The following is a 24,965-nucleotide window of genomic DNA, read 5'->3' as shown; positions in this document are numbered from 1 at the left end:
GACCCGCTCATCCGAGCCGGGTCCAGTTCACGCCAGATATGGGGCGCAAGCCATTGCCGCTCAAGACGTCCGGCTGATGATATTGCATGGCCGAGCAAACGAAAACGGCGGAGATTTCTCTCCGCCGTTTCATCGACTTATGTCTTGTGGGTCAGTTGTTGGCGTCGACGGCGAACGGGTCGCCGGCAGGGCTTTCGGCCGGCGCCGCATCCACCACGTCAACAGCGGCAGCGGTCTCGCCGGCGCCATCCACCACCTGGCCACCACCAGACTGTTCGTCACCGACCTGATCGGCATTGTTGCGCGGGCGGCGCGGACGCCGCGGGCGACGGGCAGCGCCGCTCTCGGCGGCTGCCTCATTGAGTTCGGCCCGGGCGGCAAGAGCCGCCGGCGACAGGTTTTCGTACAGCGGCGCCGGCTCGGAGAAACCGCTCTCGGCTTCGGGCTCAACGGCGGAAACGGTTTCCGCCTGTGCCGGGGTTTCGGTGAAGCGCTGCTGGTCGCCGCGCTGGCCGTTCTGCTCGCCACGCTGGGCAAAGTCGCCACGCTGGTCGTTCTGGCCATAGCCGCCATTGGGGCGGCGGTCACGGTTGCGGCCATTGTTGTCGCGGCCGTTGTTGTTGCGGCCATTATTGTCACGGCCATTATTATCACGGCCACTGTTGTTCTCGCGGCCGTTTTCCTGGCCGTATGCGAGTTCGGCCGGCGTGCCCTCAATCGTCGGCTGCGGACCGTTGCCGTGGTTTGCCATCGGCGCTTGAGTCTCGCCGCCATTGCCGCTGCCGGCATTGTCAAAATCGTCGCGATCTTCATCGTCGTCGAATTCGTCGCGGTTCTGCGGCGCATTCTGGATCGGCATCTGCGCCTGTGCGGCGGCAATGATGCGGTTGTAGTGCTCGGCGTGCTGGAGGTAATTTTCCGCCATAACCCGGTCGCCGGAGCTTTGCGCATCACGGGCCAGAGTGGCGTATTTTTCGGCGATCTGCTGAGCCGATCCACGGATTTTCACGTCCGGGCCGTTGCTCTCGTAGTTGCGCGTCAGGGGATTTGGGCCCTTGCGGTTGTTGTTGTTGTTATTGTTGTTGCCACCGCCGCCGCCATTGTTGTTGCGACCGCGCATGCGCCTGTTCTGCTGTTGTGGCCTCATAAGACTCTCTTCATTTTGCAATTTTCGAAAAACGTTTCGCGAACGGAGGCGCTCATGCAGCCAGCCGTTTCGTTTCTTCACCGGCGTTCGCCCGCATCAATTGCGTTGGCGCCACGTGTCATCCTGTTCCGGTTACATCACTTGCCGGACGATTCCCGCACGAAGCTTGGGCGTCGTTTGCGCAAGAAGGCAGCTATTTCCAAGGAAAACCGAATCGCTAAGAGCACTGCCTGCTTCGTCTCATCCGGTTAGGGCGGACCCTAGCCGCATTCCCCGGCATTGCCAAGCGCTTTTTTGCACTGCGTCAAGGCTTTCCCTGTTCAAACATAAGAACCCTGTCGTTTCCGCCAAGATCGACAAATGCCCCGGCCAGCCTGTAGCCGGCTGCCGCGAATATGTCTTTGACCTCATTGCGCTGCGTGTGGCCGATCTCGACCGCTATCTTGCCTTCTGCTTCCAGAAACTTTGCCGCCTCGGCGGCGATGATCCTGTAGGGGCCAAGACCGTCCACACCGCCATCAAGGGCTCTGTGCGGATCGAAATCGCGGACCTCGTCCTGCAGATTTCCAACGTCTTTAGACGATATATAGGGAGGGTTTGCGGCAATTACATGGTATCGGCCCGAAACTTTTTCGAACCAGTCAGACTGCAGCCCCACGAACCGGCCGGCGAGTCCGAGTTGCTCGGCATTGCGTATCGCGGTTGCCAGCGCGTCTTGTGAAATATCGACCCCGGTGGCGGTCGCGGCCGGAACCGCGCTGAGCAGCGCCAGCGCAATCGCGCCGGTACCGGTGCCGAGATCGAGGATACGGCATTCCCCCAGCCTTTCGGCCGTCGCGCCGGCAAAAGGCAGGATCGCCTCGACCAGCGTTTCGGTGTCCGGCCGCGGCTCCAGCGTTTCCGGCGACAGCGACAGCCGCAGGCCGTAAAACTCGCGAAACCCGAGGATGCGGTGAACCGGTTCGCCGGTCATGCGGCGCTGCAGAGCAGCGCCGATTGCGGCAACCGCACCCGCATCGACCGTCCGTTGCGGGTCGGCGATCGCCTGCGTACGGTCCGTGCGGGAAAAATGCTCGACGATAAGCCTGGCATCCAGCGCCGGGTCGGAAAGGCCGGCCGCGGCAAGCCGCTCCCGCGCCACCCGCAACAACGGCCCGAGCGCGCCGGGCAACATGTCAGCCATCGAGGCCAATATCGGCGAGCAGCTTCGACTGATGGTCGGCGATCAGCGCATTGATGACCTCATCGAGCTCGCCCATCATCACCCGGTCGAGCTTGTAGAGCGTCAGGTTGATACGATGGTCGGTAAGGCGGCCCTGCGGGAAGTTGTAGGTGCGGATGCGCTCCGAACGGTCGCCCGAACCAACCTGCGATTTGCGTGACTCCGAGCGCTCCTCGTCCGCCTTGCTGCGCTCGAGGTCGTAAAGCCGCGCACGCAGAATCTGCATGGCTTTCGCCCGGTTCTGATGCTGCGACTTCTCCGCCTGCACCACCATGATGCCGGTCGGCAAATGGGTGATGCGCACCGCAGAATCGGTGGTGTTGACGTGCTGGCCGCCCGAACCCGAGGCGCGCATCGTGTCGATACGGATGTCTTCGGCGCGAATGTCGATGTCGACCTCTTCGGCCTCCGGCAGTACGGCAACCGTCGCCGCCGAAGTGTGGATGCGCCCGCTGGCCTCGGTCGCCGGCACGCGCTGCACGCGGTGCACGCCGGATTCAAATTTCAGATGGGCAAAGACTCCCCTACCGGAAATGGTGGCGATGATTTCCTTGAAGCCGCCGGCATCGCCGTCGCTGGCCGACACCGTCTCGAAGCGCCAGCCGCGTTCGGCGGCATAGCGCTCATACATGCGAAAAAGGTCGCCGGCAAACAATGCCGCCTCGTCGCCGCCGGTGCCGGCGCGGATTTCAAGGATGGCGTTCTTGTCGTCGGCCGCATCCTTGGGCAACAGCAGGATCTGGATGTCCTTCTGCAGCTCTTCGATACGCGCTTCGACGCCGGGCAGATCTGCCTCCGCCAGGGCCCGCATCTCGGCATCGGTGCCCTTGTCGGCAAGCATCGCCTCGAGGTCGGCTTGCTCGCGCTCGACTGAGCGCAGTTCCCTGACCTTGGCCACCATGTCCTGCAGCTCGGCATATTCCGAGGCCATCTTCACATAGGCGTCGGCCGCCGGGCCGGCCGACATCTGCGCTTCGAGCATCTCGAAACGCTTGACGACCTGATCCATACGCTCGCGGGGAAGATTGACCATGGCTAATGCTATAGCGGGATGGAGCGGTCGTCGGCGAAGGCCTGCAGCAGCGCCCGCATCGGCAGCCCTTGAGCTGGCGCCATCAGATTGTCGGCAAAGAAAGCCTCCAATTCCTCCAGTGGCAGTTCGGTCAACATCGCCTTGACCGGGCCGATCGAGGCTGGAGACATCGAGATCGAGCGGTAGCCAAGGCCGATCAGCGCCATGGCGGAAATGGGTTTTCCGGCAAGCTCGCCGCACAGCGTCACCGGCGTGTGGTTGCGAACCCCGGCGTCGGCGATCTGCTTCAGAACCCGCAGGAACGGCGTCGACAGCGTGTCGAAGCGGTCGGAGAGCTGCGTGTTCCCCCGATCGACCGCCATGACGAACTGGAACAGGTCGTTGGAGCCGACCGAGACGAAATCGACCGCCTTCATCAACTCGTCGAGCTGGAACAGCAGCGACGGCACTTCCAGCATGGCGCCCACCTTGAGGCTGGTCGGCAGATGGTGGGCAAAGCGGGAGAGATGCCGCACTTCGCGGTCGATGATCTCGCGCGCCTGGGCGATTTCGCCGAGCTCGGTCACCATCGGCAGCATCAGCTTCAGTTCGCGCCCGCCGCAGGCCTTCAGCAGAGCGCGGATCTGGGTCCTGAGCAGACCCGGCCGGTCGAGCGTCAGCCGGATCGCGCGCCAGCCGAGCGCAGGGTTTTCTTCCTGGATAGCGCCCTTGAAGTAGGGCAGCACCTTGTCGCCGCCGATGTCGATGGTGCGGAAGGTGACCGGCTTGCCGCGCGCCGCGTCCAGCACGTCGCGGTAGAGCCGCTCCTGCGCCTCGGCGCGCGGGAAGGTCGAGGCCACCATGAACTGCAATTCGGTGCGGAACAGGCCGATGCCGGCCGCACCCGCCTCGGCCAGCTGCGGCAGGTCGACGGCCAGGCCCGCATTCATCAGCAGGTCGACCTGGACGCCGTCCTTGGTCACCGACGGCTTCTTGCGCAGTTCCCGGTAGACTTCCTGCCGGCGCGCCCGGAAACGCACTTTTTCGGCATAGGCGGCTTCGAGGTCCGGCTGCGGCCGCAGATGGATGGTGCCTTCCTCGCCGTCGACGATGATGGCATCGCCGTTTTCCGCCATGGAAACGGCGCCCTTCATCTGGCCGGCGACCGGAATGCCCATGGCGCGCGCTACGATGACGACATGGCTGGTGGCAGCGCCGTCTTCCAGCACCACGCCGCGCAGCTTGTCCCTCGGATAATCAAGCAGTTCGGCCGCGCCCATCGAGCGCGCGACCAGGATGGCATCCTTCGGCAGTGACGCCGCGACGTCGTCAGGCCCGCGCCCCATCAGCTGGCGCAGCAGCCGGTTGGCGAGATCGTCGAAGTCGCTCATCCTCTCGCGCAAATAAGGATCGGTCATGTGCAGCATGCGGGCGCGCATGTCGCTCTGCACCTTTTCCACCGCCGCTTCCGCCGTCAGGCCGTTGCGGATCGCCTCTTCCAGCCGGCGCACCCAGCCGCGGTCGTTGGCAAACATGCGATACGCCTCGAGCACCTCGCGATGTTCTCCCTCGAAGGCGACATCGCGCCGCTCCAGCATGTCGTCGATGGAAAGCCTGAGCGAACCGAGCGACGTCTCCAGCCGGCGCACCTCTTCCTCACTGTCCTCGTTGAACAGATTGGTGACGACGATGCGTGGCTCATGCAGCACGACATGGCCGAGGCCGACACCCTCGTTGAAGGACAGGCCGGTAAAGCTGACGGGACGGCGCAGGTCGAGTTCGAGGCCGGGCCGGGTCAGGCGCGCGAGATCGCCGGTGGCGATCATCTCGGCGATCACCATGGCGGTCGTTTCCAGCGCCTCGACCTCGTCGTCGCGGTAGTGGCGCATGGTCTTGTTCTGCACCACCAGCACGCCCAGCGTGCGCCCTGCCCTGAGTACGGGCACGCCGAGGAAGGAATTGTAGATCTCTTCGCCCGTCTCCGGCAGGTAGGCGAAGGCCGGATGTTCCTGCGCATTTGAGAGGTTGAGCGGCCGCGCGCTCGCGGCAATGGTGCCGACGAGCCCCTGCCCCAGCCGCAGCTGCGCCAGATGGACGGCGTTCGGGTTCAGACCTTCGGTGGCATAGAGTTCGAGCACCGAATCGGCGCGCAGCACATAGAGCGAGCAGACCTCGGCGACCATGTTGGAGGCGATGTCGCGCACGATCCGGTCGAGCCGCTCCTGCGGCTCCAGCGGCTCCTGCATGAGCTCGCGGAGCCGTTTCAGCAGAACGCGCGGGCCGCTGGCCGTATCACGCATCGCGGCTTCTTCTCCAATGGGCATTTTGCCCGCCGCAGTTTCCACTGCGACCGGCGCACACGCAACAACTCAAATCGCTCTCGCTACTGCTTATCCAGACCGTACACGGAATGCAAAGTACGAACCGCGAGTTCCGTGTAGGGACCGTCAATCAGTATCGAAATCTTGATCTCGGAGGTAGTGATGGCGCGGATGTTGATCGCCTTGTCGGCCAGCGCCTTGAAAGCGGTGGCGGCCACACCGGCATGGCTGCGCATGCCGATGCCGATGACCGAAACCTTCGACATGCCGGCTTCCGACTGCACCACGTCATAGCCGATCGAAGCCTTCAGACGCTCCAGCACGGCCAACGCCTTGTCCACGTCGCCGGACGGCACGGTGAAGGTCATGTCGGTGAACTTGCCGTCCTCGGAGATGTTCTGGACAATCATGTCGACATTGATGTTGGCCTCGGCCAGCGGGCCGAAAATGCCGGCGGCAACGCCCGGGCGGTCGCCGACGCGGCGCAGAGAAATCTGCGCTTCGTCCTTGGCGTAGGCAATTCCGGTGACGACCTGCTGTTCCACGATCTCTTCCTCGTCGCAAATGAGCGTTCCCGGAGGATTGAGCAAATCCCCCATTCCGGGCGCATCGGGATCGTCGAAGGACGACCGCACGAACGTACGCACCCTGTGCACCATGGCAAGCTCGACCGAGCGCACCTGCAAGACCTTGGCGCCGAGCGAGGCCATTTCGAGCATTTCCTCGAACGAAATCTTGTTGAGCCGCCGCGCCTTCGGCTCGATGCGCGGATCGGTGGTGTAGACGCCGTCGACATCGGTGTAGATGTCGCAGCGGTCGGCCTTGACCGCCGCGGCAATGGCCACCGCGCTTGTGTCGGAGCCGCCGCGGCCGAGCGTGGCGATGCGGTTGTCCGGGCCGATGCCCTGGAAGCCGGCGACGACAGCCACCTGGCCCTCGCCGAAGCGCTTGATCAGGAACGCGCCGTCAATTTCGAGGATGCGCGCCGCGCCATGCGCGTTGTCGGTCTTGATCGGGATCTGCCAGCCCTGCCAGGAGCGGGCATGGACGCCCATATTCTGCAGTGTGATCGCCAGCAGGCCGGCAGTCACCTGCTCGCCCGAGGCGACCACGGCGTCATACTCGCGCGCGTCGTGCATGGGCGAGGCTTCGCGCGTCCAGCCAACCAGTTCATTGGTCTTGCCCGCCATCGCCGAAACCACGACAGCGACCTCATGGCCGGCATCGACCTCGCGTTTGACGTGACGCGCCACATTGCGGATGCGGGCGATGTCGGCGACGGAGGTTCCGCCGAATTTCATCACGATGCGCGCCATGGAAGCGAAATGCCTTTGACTGAAGCCGGCCCAGGACCGAAAGGGGAAGTAAGCGCTCGACAGAAGCCGGCCGCTGAATGCGCGCCTCCTTAGCCAAATGATCACGGTTTCGCAAGGCTGGCGGCGGATGCCGGCTTCAGGATCGCGGCATATTGCGTTCGGCCCCGCCGCCGCTTACCAAATGCTGCCCGCGGGAAACTCCTTTTGGTCCGGCATATCGAATGATTGTTCGCCTTCGACGCGCCATGCGGTGGCAATCGCTGCCGCTGTTCATCGGCTTCGCCGTGCTGGCGTTGATCGTCGGCACACGCGCCGTGCTGGTCGAGACCCAGAGAGCCAATCGTGAGGCCGCGCGCCAGGCGGTCGAGTATCAGGAATTGCTTTCCGGTTTGCTTACGATGGCTCAGGAGGCCGAGACCAGCCAGCGCGGCTATCTCCTGACCGGCGAGAAATCCTACCTCCAGCCTTATCGGCAGGCGGTCGACGCCATTCCGGGCCAGCTTGCCCGCATCGACGGCATGACCGCGCCCGACGACGAACTCGTGCAGCAGATCAACCACGTCAAGGACGCGCTTTCACAAAACCAGGCCGAATTGGCTGAGACGATTGCACTCTACGATCGCGGCGATGCGGCAAAAGCTCTGGAACTGGTCCGCAGCGGCCAGGGCAAGGCCGCCATGGACCAGATCCGGGCCAGCATGGACACGATCCGGCGCATTGGCGGCGCAGCCATCGCCGCGCGCGACGCTCATACCGACCTGGTCGAAAACTGGCTGCGAATCGGCTCGATAGCGGCGCTGCTGGCGATCTTCCTGCTTGGCGCCTACACGGTTCGCCTTTCGCGCCGCCGGTTCCGCGCAGTGGCGATCGCCCAGGAAGAGCTGATGCGCAAGAACATCGAGCTCGGCAACGAAATCCAGACGCGTGAAAAGGCCGAATCGCAGATCCGCCAGATGCAGAAGATGGAGGCTGTGGGCCAGCTGACCGGCGGTATCGCCCACGATTTCAACAACATGCTGGCGGTGATCATCAGCGCCATGAACCTCGCCCAGCGCAAGCTGACGCGGGGCGAGCACGACATCATGAAATTCATCGAAGCGGCGACCGATGCGGCGACCCGGGCCGCAAACTTGACGTCACGGCTGCTTGCCTTCTCGCGCCAGCAGCCGCTCGCGCCTCAGGTTGTAGACGCCAATCGTCTGGTCGCCGGCATGTCGGACCTGCTTCGGCGGGCGCTCGGCGAAACCATCCGCATCGAAACCGTGCTGGCTGGCGGCCTGTGGAAGACCCATGCCGATCCGAGCCAGCTCGAAAATGCCATTCTCAATCTGGCGGTCAATGCGCGCGACGCCATGGGCGAGGACGGCAAGATGACCATCGAGACCGCCAACAGCCACCTCGACGAGAGCTACGCCGCCACCCATGCCGAGGTCAAAGACGGCCAGTATGTGATGATCGCGGTCAGCGACACCGGCGCCGGCATGCCGGCGGACGTCATGGAGCGGGCTTTCGAGCCATTTTTCACCACCAAGCCGGTCGACAAGGGCACCGGCCTCGGGCTGAGCCAAGTGTTCGGCTTCGTCAAACAGTCCGGCGGACACGTCAAGATTTACTCGGAACCCGGCCAAGGCACCACGATCAGGATCTACCTGCCGCGCTTCTTCGGCCCGGAAGAGGCCGCCATATCTTCGGAACGAGCCGGAAATCCTGCCGTGCCGGTCACCGAAACCATCCTTGTCGTGGAGGACGATCCACGCGTGCGGGCTTCCACCGCCGATGCCATGCGCGAACTCGGCTACACCGTCATTCATGCCGCAAGCGGCCAGCAAGCGCTGGAAAAGCTGGGCGACAACCCTGGTGTGGCGCTCATGTTCACCGATATCGTCATGCCGGTGATGAATGGCCGCAAGCTCGCGGAGGAGGCGCTGGCGCGCATGCCGAAGCTGAAGGTGATCTTCACCACCGGCTTCACCAGGAACGCCGTCGTCCACAATGGCGTGCTCGACCATGACGTGCATTTCCTGGCCAAGCCCTTCACCATCGAGCAGCTGGCGGCGAAATTGCGCGACGTGCTGGACGCAAAATGACCGAGACCCTGGAAATCGTCACCTTTCGCCTCAAGCCTGGAGCGGAAGCGGGCTTTGCCGCCGCCAACAACCTGGTCGCCGACTGGCTGGCGCGGCAACCTGGTTTCGTAAACCGCGGCCTGGCGCGGCGGGACGATGGCAGCTGGGTCGATGTCGTGCGCTGGCGAAGTCGCGAGCAGGCTCTCGCCGCCGCGGGCCGCATCATGGCCGAGATCGGCGATTGCGAAGCGATGCGGGCCATCGATCCCGCGAGTGTTGAGATGGGACATGCGGCGATTGTGATCTCGAGGCCCTAGGTCGACTTGCCAGCAGTCGCATAAAACCGGCCTTGACTTTCTTGCCCCGGCACCCGACTTCCTAGCGTCCGAGGAGACCCGCCCCATGCCAGAGGCCCGACGATCGACAATCGATGCCGGAGAAGTGGAACGCTTTTCCGCGCTTGCCGCCGAATGGTGGAACCCGAACGGCAAATTCCGTCCGCTGCACAAATTCAACCCGGTCCGGCTGGCCTATATCCGGGACCAGGTGGCGGCGCGCTTCGGCCGCGATCCGCGGGCGGCGCGGCCGTTCGAAGGCCTGCGTTTCCTCGATATCGGCTGCGGTGGTGGATTGTTGTGCGAGCCGATGGCAAGGCTTGGAGCCGAAGTGGTCGGCGCCGACGCCTCGGCAACCAACATCGAGGTGGCGAAGCTGCACGCGGCCGAAGGCGGCGTGACGGTGGATTATCGCGCTACGACCGCTGAGGATTTGGCCGATTCCGGCGAGAAATTCGACGTCGTCCTCAACATGGAAGTCGTCGAGCATGTTGCCGATGTCGACCTGTTCATCGGCAAGTGCGGCGAGATGGTCAAGCCCGGCGGCATCATGTTCGTGGCCACCATCAACCGCACGCTGAAGGCACTGGGCCTAGCCATCATCGGCGCCGAATATGTGCTGCGCTGGCTGCCGCGCGGCACCCACCAGTTCGGCAAGCTGGTGCGGCCCGAAGAGCTTGAAAAGGCGCTCGGCAGCGCCGCCATGACCATCATCGACCGCACCGGCGTGACCTACAATCCTCTCGCCGACCGCTGGGCACGCTCCAAGGACATGGACGTCAACTATATGGTGCTGGCGGAAAAACGATCGGTCTGAACGAAGGGGCGGCCGTGGACACTATGAGGGCCCGAGAGCTGGCGCTCGATCTGCCCGAAACGGTCGAGCAATCGCATTTCGGCAAGGCTGACTTCCGCGTCCGCAACCGTATCTTCGTCTCGCTGCCCGAAGCCGACCGTGCTGTCGTCAAGCTCGACCGCGACCAGCAAGAGATGATGGCCGCGGCTGAGCCATCGGTTTTCAGGCCCGTGACAGGCGGCTGGGGCCAAAAGGGATGGACGTCGATTATGCTCGAAGCCTGCGACGAACAGACATTCCGCAGCGCAGTTCGGACGGCCTGGCGAAACGTCGCCCCGCCGGCGCTACGGAAGCGCCTCGACGCGAGCCAAATTTGAGCTTGAGCAGTTCGAGCAAAGTGTGAAGCGGTTTTCCCGGGAAAAGCGCATAGCGCTTTGCCTAGGGAATTGCGTAAACCAAAGACCCTATGCCTTCTGGCTCTGCGCCTTGGTGGTGATGATCACGCCGATGGTGATGATCACCGCGCCGGCCCAAGTCAGCAACTGGTAGTGCTCGCCGAGGAAGATGGTTCCGGCAAACAGGCCGACGGCCGCCGCCACATAGCCGATCTGGCTGAGATAGACCGGACCGCCCACGGCCTGCAGCCGGAAGAAGAAGGCAAACATCGCCGAGGCCGAAGCGACTTGCGCCACGACAACCAGCGGCACGGCCCTGAGCGGGGCGAAAGCGCCAACGCCGAACAGCGTGAGAATGCCGATCAGCAGCAGCGTCGCCGAGGCCAGGTGGCTGCCGACGGCCAGTTCGATCGGACCAGTGCCTTTGGGCCAGTCGACGGTGCGATAGATATTGCCGGCGGCAAGGCTGACCGGGATCAAAAGTCCGACCAGTACCCAGAAGAAATCGGCCGGCTGGCCGGCCTCGCCGCGCGTCACCGCCACCATGACGGCGCCGATGAAGCCGACGGCGATACCGATACTGCCGAGCATATTTGGCCGTCGAACGCCAAGCAGGATCGAAAACACCAGTGTGATGACCGGCGACAGCGTGAACATGATGCCGGTATAGCCGGCGCCGAGATGCGGGATTGCCGAAAACATCAGCAGATTGGGCACGGCGTAGGACACGGCGGCGGTGATGAAGAAATAGCGCAGTCTGTGCGAGGTGAGCCGCATGCGCTCGCCGTTCGCGAGCAACGCGCACAGCAGCACGCCCCCGGCGCCGAACGAGATGACGAAGGCCCAGACCATGGCCGGAACGCCGGCAGCCGTCGCCAGCTTGCCGAACGGCAGGGTCAGGCCGAGCAGGCCGCCGGTGACGACCAGCAGGCCAAGCGCCGATTCCCAGAGAAATTTCATCGGATGGTCCCGTCACTCACTTGCGGCACTGGGTCGAAACTGTATCTTGAGGTAGCATACCACAAAGATTCTTAACGTCAAGATACTTAGCGGTGAGACAGATGGATCGCGCGGCAAAGGCGGTGGAGCAATGGAAGCGGGAACGGCCGGACCTGGAGGTGTCGCCGATGCTGGTGCTTGGGCGGCTGAACGAAGCCTCTTCGCTAATCGCCCGCGAGCGCCTCGCCCCGCTGTTTGCCCGTTTCGGACTGCAGGCCGGCGAATTCGATGTGCTGGCGACGCTGCGCCGCTCCGGCCAGCCTTACGCGCTGACACCGACCGCTCTCTACGAGGCGACGATGGTGACCTCCGGCGCCATGACCAACCGGCTCGACCGGCTTGAGAAGGCCGGACTGATCCTGCGCGGCCCGCACCCCAACGACCGGCGTGGCATTGTCGTGCAACTGACCGAAAAAGGTCTGGCCTTGATCGACGAAGCCCTGACCGCCCACGTCGCCAACGAGCATGAAATCCTCGCCGGGCTCACCGGCACGGAGCGGGGGGCACTGGCTCAGTTGCTTGGCAAATTGATCGATAGCGCCAGCTGATCGCTCAATTGCGCTCCTCGGGAAAACTCGGGATCGGCATGAAATCGATGCCATCCTCGGCCAAGCTCTTGGCTTCGTCCAACGTCGCCTCGCCATAGATGCCGCGCGCATCGCTCTCGCCGAAATGGATCTTGCGCGCTTCTTCGGCAAACTTGTCGCCGACATAGTCGGCATTCTCGCGCACCTTCTCGGCCATCGCCTTCAGTTGCGCCAGCGCCTGCTTCTGGGTTTCGCCCATGGCCAGCGCAATTGTTTCCTGCTTCCGCGCGGTGGAGACGGCTGGCGCCATCAGCGCCTTTTGCACCTTGTGCGAGCCGCAGCTCGGGCAATCGACGAAGCCGCGCTTCTTCTGCGTGTCGAAATCGTCATTGCTGCGAAACCAGCCCTCGAATTCGTGCTCGTGCTCGCAGATCAGGGCAAAGCGGATCACGAAGCCGCGCCCCTGAGCCGCGGCGCTTCCACTGCGCCGGCATTGACGGCAAAATCACGCGCGTTCTTGAGATTGGGGATTTTCTTACGCGCGGCCGACGACTGCGCCGTGTCGATCTCGGCGATGATCACCTCCGGATCGTCATGGTCGGCCTCGGCGAGAATTCGACCCCATGGGTCGACGATCAGCGAATGGCCATAGGTTTCGCGGCCATCCTCATGCAGGCCACCTTGTGCTGCAGCAACCACATAGGCGCCGTTCTCGATGGCACGGGCTCGCAGCAGCACATGCCAGTGCGCCTCGCCGGTCTGGCGGGTGAAGGCGGCAGGCACCGACAAGAGGTCGGCGCCGGCCATCGCCTCGGCGCGGAACAGCTGTGGAAAGCGTAGATCGTAGCAGACGGCAAAGCCGAGACTAGCGCCGTCGATCTCGGTGACGACGGCCTCGGTGCCCGCCTCATAGGCGGCGGATTCGCGCCAGCTCTCGCCATTGTCGAGGTCGACATCGAACATGTGGATCTTGTCGTAGGTGGCAAGGGTGGCGCCGTCCGGCCCAAACAGCAGCGCCCGGTTGGCGAGCTTGCCGTCGGTGCGCAGGATGGCGGTCGAGCCGATGTGCAGGAAGACGCCGAGTTCGCTGGCGAGCTTGCGCGCGGCCGCCACGACGATGTCCTTTTCTTCCAAGGTGAAGGAAGCAGCCCTGGCTTCCTTGTCGCGGATCAGCGCACCGGTCATTTCCGGGGTCTGGATGTAGGTTGCACCGAGGCCTGCCGCTTCGCGCACCAGCCGTTCGAGATCGACCGCGTTGCGCTCGGGGCTCTCGCCCGAACGCATCTGGATCGCCGCCGCCTTGAAAATACCCATCGTCACGTCCTCTTTGAGCAATTCCAGGAAAAGTGTGTAACGGTTTTCCGTCCGGAATTGCGTAAAAACAAAGACATAGAGCGGCGCTACGAACCGCTCTTTGTCGTCGAGCCGTTGGCAAGCAGCCTATCCAGCTGCCCCCGTGCCTCCAACTCGTGGAGGTCGTCGGAGCCGCCGACATGCGTGTCGCCGATGAAAATCTGCGGAAAGGTCGAGCGGCCATGCGCCCGCGAAATCATTTCCTGGCGCAATTCCGGCGAAAACGAAGCGTCATGCTCGGTGTAGGCGACGCCCTTGCGGTCGAGCAACCGCTTGGCCGCTGCGCAATAGCCGCACATCATACGGGTGTAAATCGTCACATCGAGCATCGGTCCGTGCCTTTCTTTGACCTTATATAGTCGCGGACTCGTCGGCCCGAAAGTCCCCCGGCAGGACACGCGCAAAGGTCAGCACATCGACCGCTCCGGCGCCGCCCTTCTTCAGCGCCTTGGCGACCGAGCGCACGGTAGCGCCGGTGGTGTAGACATCGTCGACCAGAAGCACGCGGCGCCCAGTGATCTCGATTTCGGCTTCCGCAGGCACACGGAAGGCGGCGCGCACATTGTCCTCGCGCTCCTGCCGCTCCAGCCCGACCTGCTGGCGCGTGAGCTTGACGCGCCGGACCGCCGAGGGCGAGAAAGGCAGCCCGCTAAGCTGCGCAACCGCCCTTGCCAACTCCGCCGACTGGTTGAACTGCCGCCGAAAGAAGCGCCGCCAGTGCAGCGGCACCGGTACGACGACATCGGCGTCTGCAATTACCTCAGCGCCGGCGCGCAGCATCCAGCGCGCCATCCACGGCGCCAGATCGGTGCGATCCTGGTATTTCAGACCTTGCACCATCTGGCGGGCGACACCTGAATAGGCCACGGCCGCCCGCGCCCGCTCGAACGGCGGCGGATCGGCGATCGCCTCGGCCGACAGGAATCCCTCGCCCATATCGTGCGTGAATGGCGTGCCCATCACCGCGCACCATGGCCGCTCCAGCAGCCTGAGTTTCGGCCAGCAGGCACCGCACAAAACGCCGGGTTGCGAGACGTGCCTGCGACAGCCGGCACAGACCGGCGGGAACAGCATCCGCGCCGGCCAGTCCAACATGGCCAGTTTCAACATGGTTTGAGCGAGGCTCTTGATCTCCATCACCGGATCGGCCACGTGGTTTTGTCGTCCGCGCCAGGATATCACTAGACGGACAAACAGGGATGTCTACCGTTGCAGCCGATCATCGATACTGAACTTTGGCTGGTGCGCAAGCGCAGGGCGCTGGCCCACCCCGTAGCCGGCGCGGATTTTCTGATGCGGCGGGCGGCGGAAGACCTTGCCGACCGGCTCGGCGCGGTCGAGCGGAAATTCGGCAAGGCCGCGGTGCTGTTTTGCCAGACGCCGGACGCAACGGACGTGGTCGCTGCAAGCGGCAAGGCAGCGGAGATCGTGCGCGTCGAGGCAGATCCAGCGTTTCTGGACGGCCGGCCAGGGCTGATAGCACCGCTGGAAACAGTGCCGTTCCAGCCGGAAAGCCTCGACCTCGTCGTTTCACTTCTGTCGTTGCAGGCGATGAACGACATTCCCGGCATGCTGGTGCAGATCCGCCGCGCTCTGCGGCCCGACGGGCTTTTCCTCGGCGCCTTTGCCGGCGCCGGCACGCTTTCCGAATTGCGCGAAAGCCTGCTCGCCGCCGAGACCGAACTCTATGGCGGCGCCAGCCCGCGTGTCATCCCCTTCACCGATGTTCGCGACGCCGGCGCACTGCTGCAGCGCGCCGGACTGGCGCTGCCGGTGGCCGACGTCGAAACGGTGACCGTCCGCTACGATACCCTCTTCGACCTCATTGCCGATCTCAGGGCGATGGGCGAAACCAGCGCGCTGACTGATCGCAGCCGGCGACCGGGAGCGCGAAAGCTTTTTACCCGTGCCGCCGAAATCTATGCCGAACGCTTTTCGGACGCTGATGGCCGCATCAGGGCAAGCTTTTCCATCGTCTGGATGTCGGGCTGGGCGCCCGATGCCTCGCAGCAAAAGCCCTTGAAACCGGGTTCGGCGAAGGTCTCGCTGAAGACGATACTGGAAAACCCCGGCGGGCGGTGACGGCGCTCCGGATCAGTGCTCGGCGAAGGCGTTTGCGAGCCTGCTGTTGTTGTCGCTGAACAGAAACTGGATCGCATTGCTGGCCTTGCCGACACCCCCGACGATGGCAAGCGACAGCACCGCAACGATCAGGCCATATTCAATGGCCGTGGCGCCTGTTTCGTCCTGCAAAAATCGGCGCAGCAATGGCTTCATGATCGTCGATCCCTCTCATCCCCGACCATATCGCCGACCTGTTAAGAAAGGTTAACGGCACAAGCTTAACAGGCTGTGAAATGGGCCTGCGTTGAAGTTCTCACGCTGGTGTTGACCTTGTTGGTCAGCAGTCGCCGCTGCGTTGGCCGCCGGCGCGGATGATGCAGACTGAGCTCGGTGAGGGCTGCAGCACGCTTCTGCGCAGCGTATAGGTGGCCCGCGAGCCGATTGAACCCGTGCTCATCGGGTCGAGACCGCCTGCACGAGCATCGCGGCTGGATGATCGCGTCTGGTTGTCCAGCACGGGGACCGCGATCAGCGCCAGCGCCACTGCGGCCGAGCCGAACAACAGCGTGACGCGCAATAAGCCGACGCCGGCGGCGCGAAAGCTGCGATCTGGCCGGATCGAGTCCCATTCCCTGTCGAGGCTCATGCAATCGCTCCCCGCGAACCCGCTTTGCCGCAATTTTTCACGACGAGATAAATCTTCCATTAACGCTGGCTAGATCAGACCGCGAAATGGCTTTGTATCACAACAGGTCGATGAGGAACTGGATTAGCGGCGCGTCGGCCGGCGGCATGGGATAGTCGCGCATCTGCTTTGGCCGCACCCATTTCAACGCCTGCCCTTCCCTGGGCTGCGCGATGCCGCGGAAGCGGCGGCAGACGAACAGGGGCATCAGGAGATGGAAATCATCATAGGAATGGCTGGCGAAGGTGAGCGGCGCCAGGCAAGGAATGTCAGTCTCGATGCCGATTTCTTCCTGCAGTTCGCGGATCAGGCATTGTTCCGGCGTCTCGCCTGGCTCTACCTTGCCGCCGGGAAATTCCCACAGGCCGGCAAGCTGTTTGCCCTCGGGCCGCTGCGCCAGAAGCACCCGCCCATCGGTATCGACCAGCGCGCACGCGGCGACCAGCAGCAGGCGTTTGCCGGTGATCTCGCTCATGCGCCCGGCGGCCGGCGATAGTGGTAGCGATAGACTTCGTCGAAGCCCAGCGAGCGATAGAGCGCCAGCGCCGGCGCATTGCTGGCCTCGACCTGCAGCCAGGCTTCGCGAGCGCCACGCAGCCTCGCCCACTTCAGCGCCGACAGGATCAGGTTGCGGCCATGGCCCTGATTGCGCGCCGACTTGGCGGTGGCGATCTCAAACAGGCCGGCAAGATCGCCGTCATGGACGCAGATCAGCACCGCCAGAGGGTCGGCCCCTTCCTCCAGCGCAAACAGCCCGACTTCGGGTTGGATAGCGCCGATGATTTCCGAAAGACCGGGCCGCAGCGATGCATCCGAGCCGCTGACCTTGAGCGACGCGCCGAGAAAGCGGCTGATATCCTTCAGCGGAATCTGGTCCATGGCCGGCGCCAGTTGCGCGTCCGCCAGCGGCAGCCGCATCACCAGGGATTCGTCGAATGTGCTCCAGCCCTCATTGTCGAGATGCTTGGCTAGGTCCGGCCCCGACAGCGGCGAGATGCGGAAGGTCAGCGGCCTGCCATAGGCGTCGAAGCGCCGGCTGGCGCGGCCGATGCGCTCGGCAATGTGCTGGGTGTCGCCGGGATCGAGCGGGTTGACCGAGTTCAGCCGCTTGGCCGGATGGCCGGCTGTCAGCCGCACCACCCAGGTGCCGTCATAATGCACGGCCGCCGCCGGCCAGGCGCGAAACCCCGCAGCCTCGTAGCGGCGCACGATGGCGAGCATGCTTGCCGGATGCCTGGAAGCCAACTCCATCAGCTCCGGTAATCGCCATTGATGGCGACATATTCCTTGGTGAGGTCGCAGGTCCACACCGTCGCCTTGCCGCGGCCGATACCGATATCGGCGCGGATGCGAATGTCGTCGCGCTTCATATAGGCCGAGGTCGCTTCCTCGGAGTAGCCCGGGTCGCGTTCGCCCTCATGCGCCAGACGGTTGTCGCCGAACCAGATCGACAGCCGGTCGCGATCGGCCGGCTCGCCGGCCTTGCCGACGGCCATGACGACGCGGCCCCAATTGGCGTCCTCGCCGGCAACCGCCGTCTTGACCAGCGGCGAATTGGCGATGGACAGCGCGATGCGCTTGGCCGAGCGCGCCGATTTGGCGCCGGTAACGGTGACTTCGACCTGCTTGCGGGCGCCCTCGCCGTCGCGCACCACTTGCAGCGCCAGCGATTTGAGCACCTTGCCCAGCGCCCGGCGGAACGCGCCGAGACGCGCATCCTTGGGATCGCTGATGGCGGGCGCGCCGCGCTTGGCAGCGGCTCCGGTGGCGAACAACAGCAGCGTGTCGCTGGTCGAGGTGTCGCTGTCGACGGTGACGGCGTTGAAGGTCTTGGCCGTGCCGCGCGACAACAAGTCCTGCAGCACGGGGGCGGCGATCGGCGCATCGGTGGCGATGAAGGACAGCATAGTCGCCATATCGGGCGCGATCATGCCGGCGCCCTTGGAGATGCCATTGATGATGACGTCGGTGTCGCCGAGCTTGACCGTCGCTGTCGCCACTTTCGGATAGGTGTCGGTGGTCATGATGGCCTTTGCCGCCTCGATCCACAGATCCGGCTTGCCGTCCTTGACCAGTCCGGCCAGCAAATGGCTGAATTTGGTGGTGTCGAGCGGCTCGCCGATTACCCCGGTAGAAGCGAGGAACACTTCGCCTGGCGTGCAGCCTGCGGCCTTGGCCGCGGCCTCGCCGGTCAGTTGGGTGGAGGCGCGGCCCTTCTTGCCGGTGAAGGCGTTGGCGTTGCCGGAATTGACCACAAGCACCCGCGCCTTGCCGGCGCCAAGGTTCTCGCGGCAGAAGTCGACCGGCGCCGAGGGGCATTTCGACTTCGTGAACACGCCGGCAACCGCTGTGCCGGCATCGAAGACCATGGCCAAGAGGTCGGTACGGTTCTTGTACTTGATCCCGGCCTCTGCGGTGGCGATGCGCACGCCCTCAATGGCAGGCATTTTGGGATATTTCTTCGGCGCGAGCGGCGAAATCGTTGCGTACATTGGGGACCTCGGGCGACGGAAAAACACTAGGCGAAGGCCGGTTTGCCCGATAGCACGGCCCGGCGCAAGGGCGTTTTCTTGGCCGCCGCTGTGGGCAAGCCACCAGGGATTAAGCTTGCATTTCAAATCCGTTGGCGTCGGCGGGGCCTCTGGCGTTATGATATCGGCCATGGGCAGGCTGGTGATCTTGGCGGTGGCGTTTATGGGGCTTTTGCTCCTGAGCGCCGATGCGCAGCCGGAACGGCGCGTGGCGCTGGTCATCGGCAATGGCACCTATGCCGAAGCCGGCACGCTCACCAATCCGGTCAACGATGCGCTCGATATTGCCGGCAAGCTGCGCTCGATCGGCTTCGACGTCATCGAGGGCAACGATCTCGGCAAGCGCGAACTCGAGCGCAAGATCGGCGAATTTTCCGATGCGCTGGAAGGTGCGGGCGTCGGGCTTTTCTATTACGCCGGCCACGGCTTGCAGGTGGAAGGGCGCAACTACATCGTGCCGGTCGACGCCCGGCTCGACATGCCGGTCAAGCTGCAGCTCGAAGCCGTGCCGATCGACGAAGTCCTCGACATCATGGAGCAGCAGACCAAGGTCAGCCTGGTTTTCCTTGACGCCTGCCGCAACAATCCCTTTGCCCGCAGCCTGAGCCGCACCGCCACCACGCGCTCGGCAACGGCGCTTGCCGGTCTGGCGCAGTTCGATTCGACGCGCGGCTCCTTCATCGCCTTCTCGACGGCGCCAGGCGCTGTCGCCATGGACGGCACCGGGCGCAATTCGCCGTTCGCCGCCGCCCTGCTGCGACACATGGCCGAGCCCGGCCAGAGCATCAACGACATGATGATCGCGGTGCGCCGCGACGTGGTCTCCGAAACCCGCGAGGGACAGCGCCCATGGGAACAGGGTTCGCTGCTCGAACGGTTTGAGTTTGTGCCCGGCGGCGAAACGGTTGCACAGCCGAAGCCCGCCGTCCCCCCGGCGCCCGAAACAAAGGTTGCGGCACTCGAACGGTCTGTAGGCGACGACAAGACCGCAATCGAGAAATTCCTGCGCGACGACTATCTTGCGCCCGATGCCGCGGCGATCGGCGAGACCGTCAAGCGGCTCTATGCGCCTTCCGCCACCATCTTCGGCACGCGCTATGACAGCGACGCCGTCGTCAAGCTCAAGACGGACTGGTTCGCGCAATTTGCATCCTGGTCGTTCAGTCTCGAGCCCGGCAGCCTCGAGGTGACGCCGCAGGGCGAGAACCGCGCCGAAGCCGTGTTCGCGATGAGCTACGACTATGTGTCGAAAGACAAATCGGCGGCGCGCATGACCGGCAAGGCACGCGTCACGCTTGGGCTGGTGAAGAGCAACGGCCAGTGGCGGATCGCCTCGGAAACCTCGCAAGCGATGAACTGAAAATCCCCGCGAAGGGCGAATGTGAGACCTGCTTCTACAAGCGCTGGAAACGGGCCGTTTCGTTTGCCTGCCAGCTCACCTATATTGCCGGCGAGATTGTTGGCGAGGACAGACATGGGCGAGGATCCGGCGCGCAGATCGATCGGGGCGCGGCGCAACCCAGACAGCGCCGAGGCCATTCTCGAGGCCGCGGAGGCGGTGCTGGTCGAGGCCGGCTATGCCGGCTTCTCCATAGAGGCCGTGGCGCGGCGGGCGCGCGCCGGCAAACCCACGATCTATCGCTGGTGGCCGAGCAAGGCGGCCCTGCTGTTAGAGGTCTACAAGCGGCAAAAGCGTGTCGACGTCCCCGATACCGGCAGTCTCGAAGACGACCTCGTCGGTTTCCTGAGGAACCTCTTCGCGCATTGGCGCGACACATCCTCGGGCAGCGTATTCCGCTCGCTGATCGCCGAGGCCCAGTCGGACGAAGCGGCGGCCGCGGCCCTGACTGGCTATGCCGATGGGCGCGTGTCCCACACCGCTCGGATCATCGAGCGCGCCAAAGCGCGCGGCGAGGTTGCGGCCGATATCGACGCAGCGCTGGTCGCCGACCTCATCGCTTCCTATGCCTGGAAACACCTTTTGACCAACCGGCTGGACGAAGATGAGGCGACAATCCTTGCCACTGTCCGCTATGTGATGTCAGGCATCTCCCGCAATTGAAAAGGGCGCCGAACGGCGCCCTTTGCATGTTTTTTCGGTGCCGGCCTTACTTGCCGGCTTCCATCGTGTCGACGGCCTTCTTCAGATTGGCGTCGGGGATTTCGACCTTGGCGGCGCCGCGCAGCTGCTTGACCAGTGCGAAATACTTGTCGCGGATCACCGCCTGCTTGGCCTGGTCCTTGACGTCGTCGAAGGCCGGCGGCTGTTTGGTGCGCTTGTCCTCGAGCTTGATGACATGCCAGCCGAATTGCGTTTGCACCGGCTCCTTGGTGTATTTGCCGATTTCGAGCGCAACTGCCGCCTTGTCGAATTCCGGCACCATCTGCCCCGGGCCGAACCAGCCGAGATCGCCGCCATTGGTCTTGCCCGAGGGATCGCTGGTATGCTCGTTGGCGAGCTTCTGGAAGTCGGCACCGCCATCGAGCTGCTTGATAATCGCCTCGGCCTCTTCCTTCGTCTTCACGAGGATGTGACGGGCATGAATCTCATTGACCGGCGGCGTGCTGGCGATTTCCTGGTCGTAGCGGGCGCGCACCTCGGCATCGGTAACCTTGTCGACGACGCCCTTCTCGACCATCTCGCCATGCAGCGCGCGCTGCTGCAGAAACGCCATGCGGCGCTGGAATTCGGGATCCTTGTCGAGCCCGGTAGCGACCGCCTGGGCGGCCATGACGCGGATTTCGATGGCCGCCGAAAGGGCGGCGGCGCGGCGCTGCTCGGGTGGCAACTGCGAGAACTGCTGCGACAGCTCGCCCTCGGCAAGCCCAAGGTCCGCCTCGGTCAGCTTCTGGCCATTGACGGTAGCGATGACGGCGTTCGGATCGACGGGGGCTGCCGCCGGCGCTGCTGCGGCATTGGCCGGGGCGGGAGCGGCTTCCTGGGCCATCAGCGGAGACAGCGACAGGGCCGACAGGCCGAAAGCCAGGCCAAGGCTGGCGAGCGACGCACGGCGAAACAGTAAGGACATCAAGATTAACTCCAAGGGGGGATTGGTAGGGCTTGCAGATCAGCCGGATTGTGGCGGAATTTGGCGCTGCCCATAGGGCTAACGCGGCGTTGACATCAGTTGAGCCCCCTCTTATCTGTCCAACGACTTTGCGTCCAGAACCGTTTTCCGGGCGCTTTTTGTGTTTGTCCGCGTTTCACGCGGAATTGATGGGGCCGGCCGGCGCTCATCTCAAAATTGAGAATTCTATCGAAAGGACCATCGGATGGTCAGTCTCGGCGGTCTCGCCCGTAAGGTTTTCGGTTCCTCCAACGATCGCCGCGTAAAATCGACCCGGCCGCGTGTCGAGGCGATCAACGCCATGGAAAACGAGATGCGGGCGCTGTCCGACGCCGAACTTCAGGCCCGCACGGAAAAATTCCGCCAGGATATCGCCAACGGCGCTACGCTCGATGACCTGCTGGTGCCGGCCTTCGCCACCGTCCGCGAGGCATCCCGCCGCGTGCTCGGCATGCGCCCGTTCGATGTGCAGCTGATCGGCGGCATGGTGCTGCACAATGGCGGCATCGCCGAAATGCGCACCGGCGAGGGCAAGACCCTGGTCGCCACCCTGCCCGTTTATCTCAACGCGCTTGCCGGCAAGGGCGTCCATGTCGTCACCGTCAACGACTATCTCGCCACCCGCGACTCCGAATGGATGGGCCGCGTCTACAAATTCCTCGGCCTCTCGGTCGGCGTCATCGTCCATGGCCTGTCCGACGAGGAACGCCGCGTCGCCTACGCGTCCGATGTTACCTATGCCACCAACAACGAGCTCGGCTTCGACTATTTGCGCGACAACATGAAGTATGAGCGCGCGCAGATGGTGCAGCGCGGCCACAATTACGCGATCGTCGACGAAGTCGATTCCATCCTGGTCGACGAGGCGCGCACGCCGCTGATCATTTCCGGTCCGCTCGAGGACCGTTCGGAAATGTACAACACCATCGATGCCTTCATGCTGCAGCTCGGCCCAGCCGACTACGAGATCGACGAGAAGCAGAAGACCTCGATCTTCACTGAAGAAGGCACCGAGAAGCTGGAAAACCTGCTGCGCGCGGCCGGTTTGCTCAAGGGCGAGTCGCTCTATGACGTCGAGAACGTCGCCATCGTCCACCACGTCAACAACGCGCTGAAGGCGCACCGGCTGTTCCAGAAGGACAAGGACTACATCGTCCGCAATGACGAGATCGTCATCATCGACGAATTCACCGGCCGCATGATGCCGGGACGCCGCTATTCGGAAGGCCTGCACCAGGCGCTCGAAGCCAAGGAGCATGTGGCGATCCAGCCGGAAAACCAGACGCTGGCCTCCGTCACCTTTCAGAACTATTTCCGCCTCTACAAGAAGCTGTCCGGCATGACCGGCACGGCGCTGACCGAGGCCGAGGAGTTCGGCAACATTTACGGCCTCGAAGTCACCGAGATCCCGACCAATCTGCCGGTCATCCGCAAGGACGAGGACGACGAGGTCTACCGGACGGTCGAGGAGAAGTACAAGGCGATCGTTAAGGAGATCAAGGAAGCGCGCGCCAAGGGCCAGCCGACGCTGGTCGGCACCACCTCCATTGAAAAATCCGAGCAACTGGCCGAGCGCCTGCGCAAGGAAGGGTTCAAGGATTTCGAAGTGCTGAACGCCCGCCATCACGAGCGCGAAGCGGCCATCGTCGCCCAGGCCGGCAAGCCCGGCGCCATCACCATCGCCACCAACATGGCGGGACGCGGCACCGACATCAAGCTCGGCGGCAACGCCGAGATGCGCATCGAGGACGAACTGGGCGACATGCCTGCTGGTCCCGAGCGCGAGGCGCGCGAAAAGGAAATCATTGCCGATGTCGAGCGCCTGAAGGAAAAGGCGCTAGCCGCCGGCGGCCTCTACGTGCTCGCCACCGAGCGCCATGAATCGCGCCGCATCGACAACCAGCTCCGCGGCCGCTCCGGCCGCCAGGGCGACCCCGGCCGTTCGAAATTCTTCCTGTCGCTGCAGGACGATCTGATGCGCATCTTCGGCTCCGAGCGCATGGACGGCATGCTGCAGAAGCTTGGCCTCAAGGAAGACGAGGCCATCATCCATCCGTGGATCAACAAGGCGCTGGAAAAGGCGCAGAAGAAGGTCGAAGCGCGCAACTTCGACATCCGCAAGAACCTGTTGAAATACGACGACGTCTCGAACGACCAGCGCAAGGTGGTGTTCGAGCAGCGCATCGAATTGATGGACGGCGAAGGCCTGTCCGAGACGATCGCCGAGATGCGCGAAGGCGTCATCGAGGAGATCGTCACCAAGAACATCCCCGAAAACGCCTATGCCGAGCAGTGGAACGTCGCCGGCCTCAAGGCCGAGGTCGCCGAATTCCTCAATCTCGACCTGCCGGTCGAGGACTGGGTCAAGGAAGAAGGCATTGCCGAGGACGACATCCGCGAGCGCCTGACCAAGGCCGCCGACGCCGCCGCCAAGGAGCGCGCCGAGCGCTTCGGCCCAGACGTGATGAGCTATGTCGAACGCTCGGTGGTGTTGCAGACGCTCGATCATCTGTGGCGCGAGCACATCGTCAACCTCGACCATCTGCGTTCGGTCGTCGGCTTCCGCGGCTACGCCCAGCGTGACCCGCTGCAGGAATACAAGAGCGAGGCGTTCGAGCTGTTCCAGGCGCTGCTCGGCAATTTGCGCCAGGCCGTCACCGCGCAATTGATGCGCGTCGAACTGGTCCGCCAGGCCGCCGAAGCGCCGCCGCCCGAAGCGCCTGAAATGTTCGGCAGCCACATTGACGGCACCACGGGCGAGGACGATTTCGAGGGTGGCGAGACCGCACTTCTGGTCCGCCAGGAGAGCAACGCCATCGTCGCTCCCGAAGACCGCGATCCGAACAACCAGGCGACCTGGGGCAAGATCGGCCGCAACGAAGCCTGCCCCTGCGGCTCCGGCAAGAAATACAAGCACTGCCATGGCGCGTTTGCTTGATCATTAGGTCGGCGGGACAGCACCCCCCTCTGGCCTGCCGGCCATCTCCCCCTCAAGGGCATAGGCGCTAAGATAGGTATTGCCCTGCGGAATCGGGTGTGATTCTACACTGCGATGACACACGAATCGCTTGTTGATGACGGCTGGGCCGAGACGATTGAGCTTCTGGGCGGCGAAGAGTTGATCGCAG

26 protein-coding genes are annotated in these 24,965 nt (G+C 63.8%); 9 read left to right on the top strand and 17 right to left on the bottom strand.

Annotated features, from left to right (window positions below; translation table 11 throughout):
* Positions 1–151: 151 nt before the first annotated feature.
* From NKH35_RS15345 to NKH35_RS15325, 5 genes are all read right to left on the bottom strand, one after another.
* A complete protein-coding gene (locus NKH35_RS15345; protein WP_023707557.1) occupies positions 152–1,147 on the bottom strand; it encodes a DUF4167 domain-containing protein in 996 nt (331 codons plus the stop codon).
* 304 nt (positions 1,148–1,451) lie between these two features.
* Positions 1,452–2,330, bottom strand: a complete 879-nt coding sequence (prmC, locus tag NKH35_RS15340) for a peptide chain release factor N(5)-glutamine methyltransferase (RefSeq protein WP_023733654.1) — start codon at positions 2,328–2,330, stop codon at positions 1,452–1,454.
* Entirely contained in the window at positions 2,323–3,402 is a 1,080-nt protein-coding gene (gene prfA / locus NKH35_RS15335) for a peptide chain release factor 1 (RefSeq protein ID WP_023672971.1), read from the bottom strand. Before prfA ends, prmC begins: the two co-directional genes overlap by 8 nt.
* 8 nt (positions 3,403–3,410) lie before the next feature.
* On the bottom strand, positions 3,411–5,681 hold the full coding sequence (gene ptsP / locus NKH35_RS15330; protein WP_023693992.1) for a phosphoenolpyruvate--protein phosphotransferase: 2,271 nt from the start codon (positions 5,679–5,681) through the stop codon (positions 3,411–3,413).
* An 83-nt stretch (positions 5,682–5,764) separates the two neighbouring features.
* Positions 5,765–7,018, bottom strand: a complete 1,254-nt coding sequence (locus tag NKH35_RS15325) for an aspartate kinase (protein ID WP_023672973.1) — start codon at positions 7,016–7,018, stop codon at positions 5,765–5,767.
* A 245-nt stretch (positions 7,019–7,263) separates the two neighbouring features.
* Between NKH35_RS15325 and NKH35_RS15320 the strand changes: the two genes are divergently transcribed.
* From NKH35_RS15320 to NKH35_RS15305, 4 genes are all read left to right on the top strand, one after another.
* On the top strand, positions 7,264–9,105 hold the full coding sequence (locus NKH35_RS15320) for a CHASE3 domain-containing protein (protein WP_502906982.1): 1,842 nt from the start codon (positions 7,264–7,266) through the stop codon (positions 9,103–9,105).
* On the top strand, positions 9,102–9,401 hold the full coding sequence (locus NKH35_RS15315; protein ID WP_352915197.1) for an antibiotic biosynthesis monooxygenase family protein: 300 nt from the start codon (positions 9,102–9,104) through the stop codon (positions 9,399–9,401). The genes NKH35_RS15320 and NKH35_RS15315 overlap by 4 nt, the downstream gene beginning before the upstream one ends.
* An 85-nt stretch (positions 9,402–9,486) precedes the next feature.
* Complete coding sequence (gene ubiG / locus NKH35_RS15310; RefSeq protein WP_023672976.1) at positions 9,487–10,236, top strand: bifunctional 2-polyprenyl-6-hydroxyphenol methylase/3-demethylubiquinol 3-O-methyltransferase UbiG; 750 nt, start codon at positions 9,487–9,489, stop codon at positions 10,234–10,236.
* A 23-nt stretch (positions 10,237–10,259) separates the two neighbouring features.
* Positions 10,260–10,592 (top strand): MmcQ/YjbR family DNA-binding protein, encoded by a 333-nt coding sequence (locus NKH35_RS15305; protein ID WP_023685781.1) that lies wholly within the window; start codon positions 10,260–10,262, stop codon positions 10,590–10,592.
* An 87-nt stretch (positions 10,593–10,679) separates the two neighbouring features.
* On the opposite strand, the gene NKH35_RS15300 is transcribed toward NKH35_RS15305, so the two are convergent.
* Positions 10,680–11,570 (bottom strand): DMT family transporter, encoded by an 891-nt coding sequence (locus tag NKH35_RS15300; RefSeq protein ID WP_352915194.1) that lies wholly within the window; start codon positions 11,568–11,570, stop codon positions 10,680–10,682.
* A gap of 101 nt (positions 11,571–11,671) precedes the next feature.
* Between NKH35_RS15300 and NKH35_RS15295 the strand changes: the two genes are divergently transcribed.
* A complete protein-coding gene (locus tag NKH35_RS15295) occupies positions 11,672–12,157 on the top strand; it encodes a MarR family winged helix-turn-helix transcriptional regulator (protein WP_023672979.1) in 486 nt (161 codons plus the stop codon).
* 4 nt (positions 12,158–12,161) lie between these two features.
* Here the strand turns inward: NKH35_RS15295 and NKH35_RS15290 are convergent, their stop codons facing one another.
* From NKH35_RS15290 to NKH35_RS15275, 4 genes are all read right to left on the bottom strand, one after another.
* Entirely contained in the window at positions 12,162–12,587 is a 426-nt protein-coding gene (locus NKH35_RS15290; RefSeq protein WP_023672980.1) for a DUF1178 family protein, read from the bottom strand.
* Positions 12,584–13,450, bottom strand: coding sequence for a carbon-nitrogen hydrolase family protein (locus NKH35_RS15285; RefSeq protein ID WP_352915192.1), 867 nt, complete (start codon positions 13,448–13,450; stop codon positions 12,584–12,586). The genes NKH35_RS15290 and NKH35_RS15285 overlap by 4 nt, the downstream gene beginning before the upstream one ends.
* Before the next feature lie 86 nt (positions 13,451–13,536).
* Positions 13,537–13,818 carry a glutaredoxin 3 gene (gene grxC / locus NKH35_RS15280; protein ID WP_023672982.1) on the bottom strand — a complete coding sequence of 94 codons (282 nt, stop codon included), beginning with the start codon at positions 13,816–13,818 and terminating at the stop codon, positions 13,537–13,539.
* Between the two features lie 22 nt (positions 13,819–13,840).
* A complete protein-coding gene (locus tag NKH35_RS15275) occupies positions 13,841–14,626 on the bottom strand; it encodes a ComF family protein (protein ID WP_196813620.1) in 786 nt (261 codons plus the stop codon).
* A gap of 72 nt (positions 14,627–14,698) precedes the next feature.
* Here NKH35_RS15275 and NKH35_RS15270 point away from each other — a divergent pair, with 72 nt between their 5' ends.
* Complete coding sequence (locus NKH35_RS15270; protein WP_023733657.1) at positions 14,699–15,571, top strand: methyltransferase domain-containing protein; 873 nt, start codon at positions 14,699–14,701, stop codon at positions 15,569–15,571.
* Positions 15,572–15,583: 12 nt separating this feature from the next.
* Here NKH35_RS15270 and NKH35_RS15265 read toward each other — a convergent pair whose 3' ends face one another.
* The 5 genes from NKH35_RS15265 to argJ form a co-directional block, all read right to left on the bottom strand.
* A complete protein-coding gene (locus NKH35_RS15265) occupies positions 15,584–15,766 on the bottom strand; it encodes a Flp family type IVb pilin (RefSeq protein WP_023672984.1) in 183 nt (60 codons plus the stop codon).
* Positions 15,767–15,890: 124 nt separating this feature from the next.
* The gene (locus NKH35_RS15260; protein ID WP_352915189.1) at positions 15,891–16,199 is read right to left on the bottom strand and encodes a hypothetical protein; all 309 of its coding nucleotides are present in this window, start codon (positions 16,197–16,199) and stop codon (positions 15,891–15,893) included.
* 97 nt (positions 16,200–16,296) lie between these two features.
* The gene (mutT, locus tag NKH35_RS15255) at positions 16,297–16,713 is read right to left on the bottom strand and encodes an 8-oxo-dGTP diphosphatase MutT (RefSeq protein WP_023685791.1); all 417 of its coding nucleotides are present in this window, start codon (positions 16,711–16,713) and stop codon (positions 16,297–16,299) included.
* The gene (locus NKH35_RS15250) at positions 16,710–17,459 is read right to left on the bottom strand and encodes a GNAT family N-acetyltransferase (RefSeq protein WP_031244048.1); all 750 of its coding nucleotides are present in this window, start codon (positions 17,457–17,459) and stop codon (positions 16,710–16,712) included. Before NKH35_RS15250 ends, mutT begins: the two co-directional genes overlap by 4 nt.
* A gap of 29 nt (positions 17,460–17,488) precedes the next feature.
* Complete coding sequence (gene argJ / locus NKH35_RS15245; RefSeq protein WP_023751714.1) at positions 17,489–18,730, bottom strand: bifunctional glutamate N-acetyltransferase/amino-acid acetyltransferase ArgJ; 1,242 nt, start codon at positions 18,728–18,730, stop codon at positions 17,489–17,491.
* 169 nt (positions 18,731–18,899) lie between these two features.
* Between argJ and NKH35_RS15240 the strand changes: the two genes are divergently transcribed.
* Together NKH35_RS15240 and NKH35_RS15235 are read left to right on the top strand one after the other, a co-directional pair.
* Positions 18,900–20,129 (top strand): caspase family protein, encoded by a 1,230-nt coding sequence (locus tag NKH35_RS15240; RefSeq protein WP_352915186.1) that lies wholly within the window; start codon positions 18,900–18,902, stop codon positions 20,127–20,129.
* A 114-nt stretch (positions 20,130–20,243) separates the two neighbouring features.
* Positions 20,244–20,831, top strand: a complete 588-nt coding sequence (locus NKH35_RS15235; protein WP_023714960.1) for a TetR/AcrR family transcriptional regulator — start codon at positions 20,244–20,246, stop codon at positions 20,829–20,831.
* Positions 20,832–20,877: 46 nt separating this feature from the next.
* Here the strand turns inward: NKH35_RS15235 and NKH35_RS15230 are convergent, their stop codons facing one another.
* Positions 20,878–21,798, bottom strand: coding sequence for a peptidylprolyl isomerase (locus tag NKH35_RS15230; RefSeq protein WP_023672991.1), 921 nt, complete (start codon positions 21,796–21,798; stop codon positions 20,878–20,880).
* Positions 21,799–22,042: 244 nt separating this feature from the next.
* Between NKH35_RS15230 and secA the strand changes: the two genes are divergently transcribed.
* A complete protein-coding gene (secA, locus tag NKH35_RS15225; protein WP_023672992.1) occupies positions 22,043–24,775 on the top strand; it encodes a preprotein translocase subunit SecA in 2,733 nt (910 codons plus the stop codon).
* Between the two features lie 3 nt (positions 24,776–24,778).
* Here the strand turns inward: secA and NKH35_RS15220 are convergent.
* Positions 24,779–24,965: hypothetical protein (locus NKH35_RS15220; RefSeq protein WP_352915183.1), on the bottom strand; the 187-nt coding region annotated here is incomplete at its 5' end.

This window comes from Mesorhizobium sp. M1143 (assembly GCF_040318435.1).
GTDB lineage: Bacteria > Pseudomonadota > Alphaproteobacteria > Rhizobiales > Rhizobiaceae > Mesorhizobium.
The sequence above is the reverse complement of the archived record's forward strand: the minus strand, read 5'-3'. Positions and strand labels throughout refer to the sequence as shown.

Excerpts from the sequence above, each read along its gene's own strand:
- NKH35_RS15285 (WP_352915192.1), bottom strand. The coding sequence starts at position 13,450 with ATGGGTATTTTCAAGGCGGCGGCGATCCAGATGCGTTCGGGCGAGAGC.
- secA (WP_023672992.1), top strand. The coding sequence starts at position 22,043 with ATGGTCAGTCTCGGCGGTCTCGCCCGTAAGGTTTTCGGTTCCTCCAAC.
- NKH35_RS15325 (WP_023672973.1), bottom strand. The coding sequence starts at position 7,018 with ATGGCGCGCATCGTGATGAAATTCGGCGGAACCTCCGTCGCCGACATC.
- NKH35_RS15260 (WP_352915189.1), bottom strand. The coding sequence starts at position 16,199 with ATGAGCCTCGACAGGGAATGGGACTCGATCCGGCCAGATCGCAGCTTT.
- NKH35_RS15250 (WP_031244048.1), bottom strand. The coding sequence starts at position 17,459 with ATGCTCGCCATCGTGCGCCGCTACGAGGCTGCGGGGTTTCGCGCCTGG.
- NKH35_RS15320 (WP_502906982.1), top strand. The coding sequence starts at position 7,264 with ATGCGGTGGCAATCGCTGCCGCTGTTCATCGGCTTCGCCGTGCTGGCG.
- prmC (WP_023733654.1), bottom strand. The coding sequence starts at position 2,330 with ATGGCTGACATGTTGCCCGGCGCGCTCGGGCCGTTGTTGCGGGTGGCG.
- ptsP (WP_023693992.1), bottom strand. The coding sequence starts at position 5,681 with ATGCGTGATACGGCCAGCGGCCCGCGCGTTCTGCTGAAACGGCTCCGC.
- NKH35_RS15300 (WP_352915194.1), bottom strand. The coding sequence starts at position 11,570 with ATGAAATTTCTCTGGGAATCGGCGCTTGGCCTGCTGGTCGTCACCGGC.
- NKH35_RS15315 (WP_352915197.1), top strand. The coding sequence starts at position 9,102 with ATGACCGAGACCCTGGAAATCGTCACCTTTCGCCTCAAGCCTGGAGCG.
- NKH35_RS15235 (WP_023714960.1), top strand. The coding sequence starts at position 20,244 with ATGGGCGAGGATCCGGCGCGCAGATCGATCGGGGCGCGGCGCAACCCA.
- NKH35_RS15295 (WP_023672979.1), top strand. The coding sequence starts at position 11,672 with ATGGATCGCGCGGCAAAGGCGGTGGAGCAATGGAAGCGGGAACGGCCG.
- argJ (WP_023751714.1), bottom strand. The coding sequence starts at position 18,730 with ATGTACGCAACGATTTCGCCGCTCGCGCCGAAGAAATATCCCAAAATG.
- ubiG (WP_023672976.1), top strand. The coding sequence starts at position 9,487 with ATGCCAGAGGCCCGACGATCGACAATCGATGCCGGAGAAGTGGAACGC.
- NKH35_RS15230 (WP_023672991.1), bottom strand. The coding sequence starts at position 21,798 with ATGTCCTTACTGTTTCGCCGTGCGTCGCTCGCCAGCCTTGGCCTGGCT.
- NKH35_RS15275 (WP_196813620.1), bottom strand. The coding sequence starts at position 14,626 with ATGGAGATCAAGAGCCTCGCTCAAACCATGTTGAAACTGGCCATGTTG.
- NKH35_RS15305 (WP_023685781.1), top strand. The coding sequence starts at position 10,260 with ATGAGGGCCCGAGAGCTGGCGCTCGATCTGCCCGAAACGGTCGAGCAA.
- grxC (WP_023672982.1), bottom strand. The coding sequence starts at position 13,818 with ATGCTCGATGTGACGATTTACACCCGTATGATGTGCGGCTATTGCGCA.
- prfA (WP_023672971.1), bottom strand. The coding sequence starts at position 3,402 with ATGGTCAATCTTCCCCGCGAGCGTATGGATCAGGTCGTCAAGCGTTTC.
- NKH35_RS15345 (WP_023707557.1), bottom strand. The coding sequence starts at position 1,147 with ATGAGGCCACAACAGCAGAACAGGCGCATGCGCGGTCGCAACAACAAT.
- NKH35_RS15240 (WP_352915186.1), top strand. The coding sequence starts at position 18,900 with ATGGGCAGGCTGGTGATCTTGGCGGTGGCGTTTATGGGGCTTTTGCTC.
- NKH35_RS15265 (WP_023672984.1), bottom strand. The coding sequence starts at position 15,766 with ATGAAGCCATTGCTGCGCCGATTTTTGCAGGACGAAACAGGCGCCACG.
- mutT (WP_023685791.1), bottom strand. The coding sequence starts at position 16,713 with ATGAGCGAGATCACCGGCAAACGCCTGCTGCTGGTCGCCGCGTGCGCG.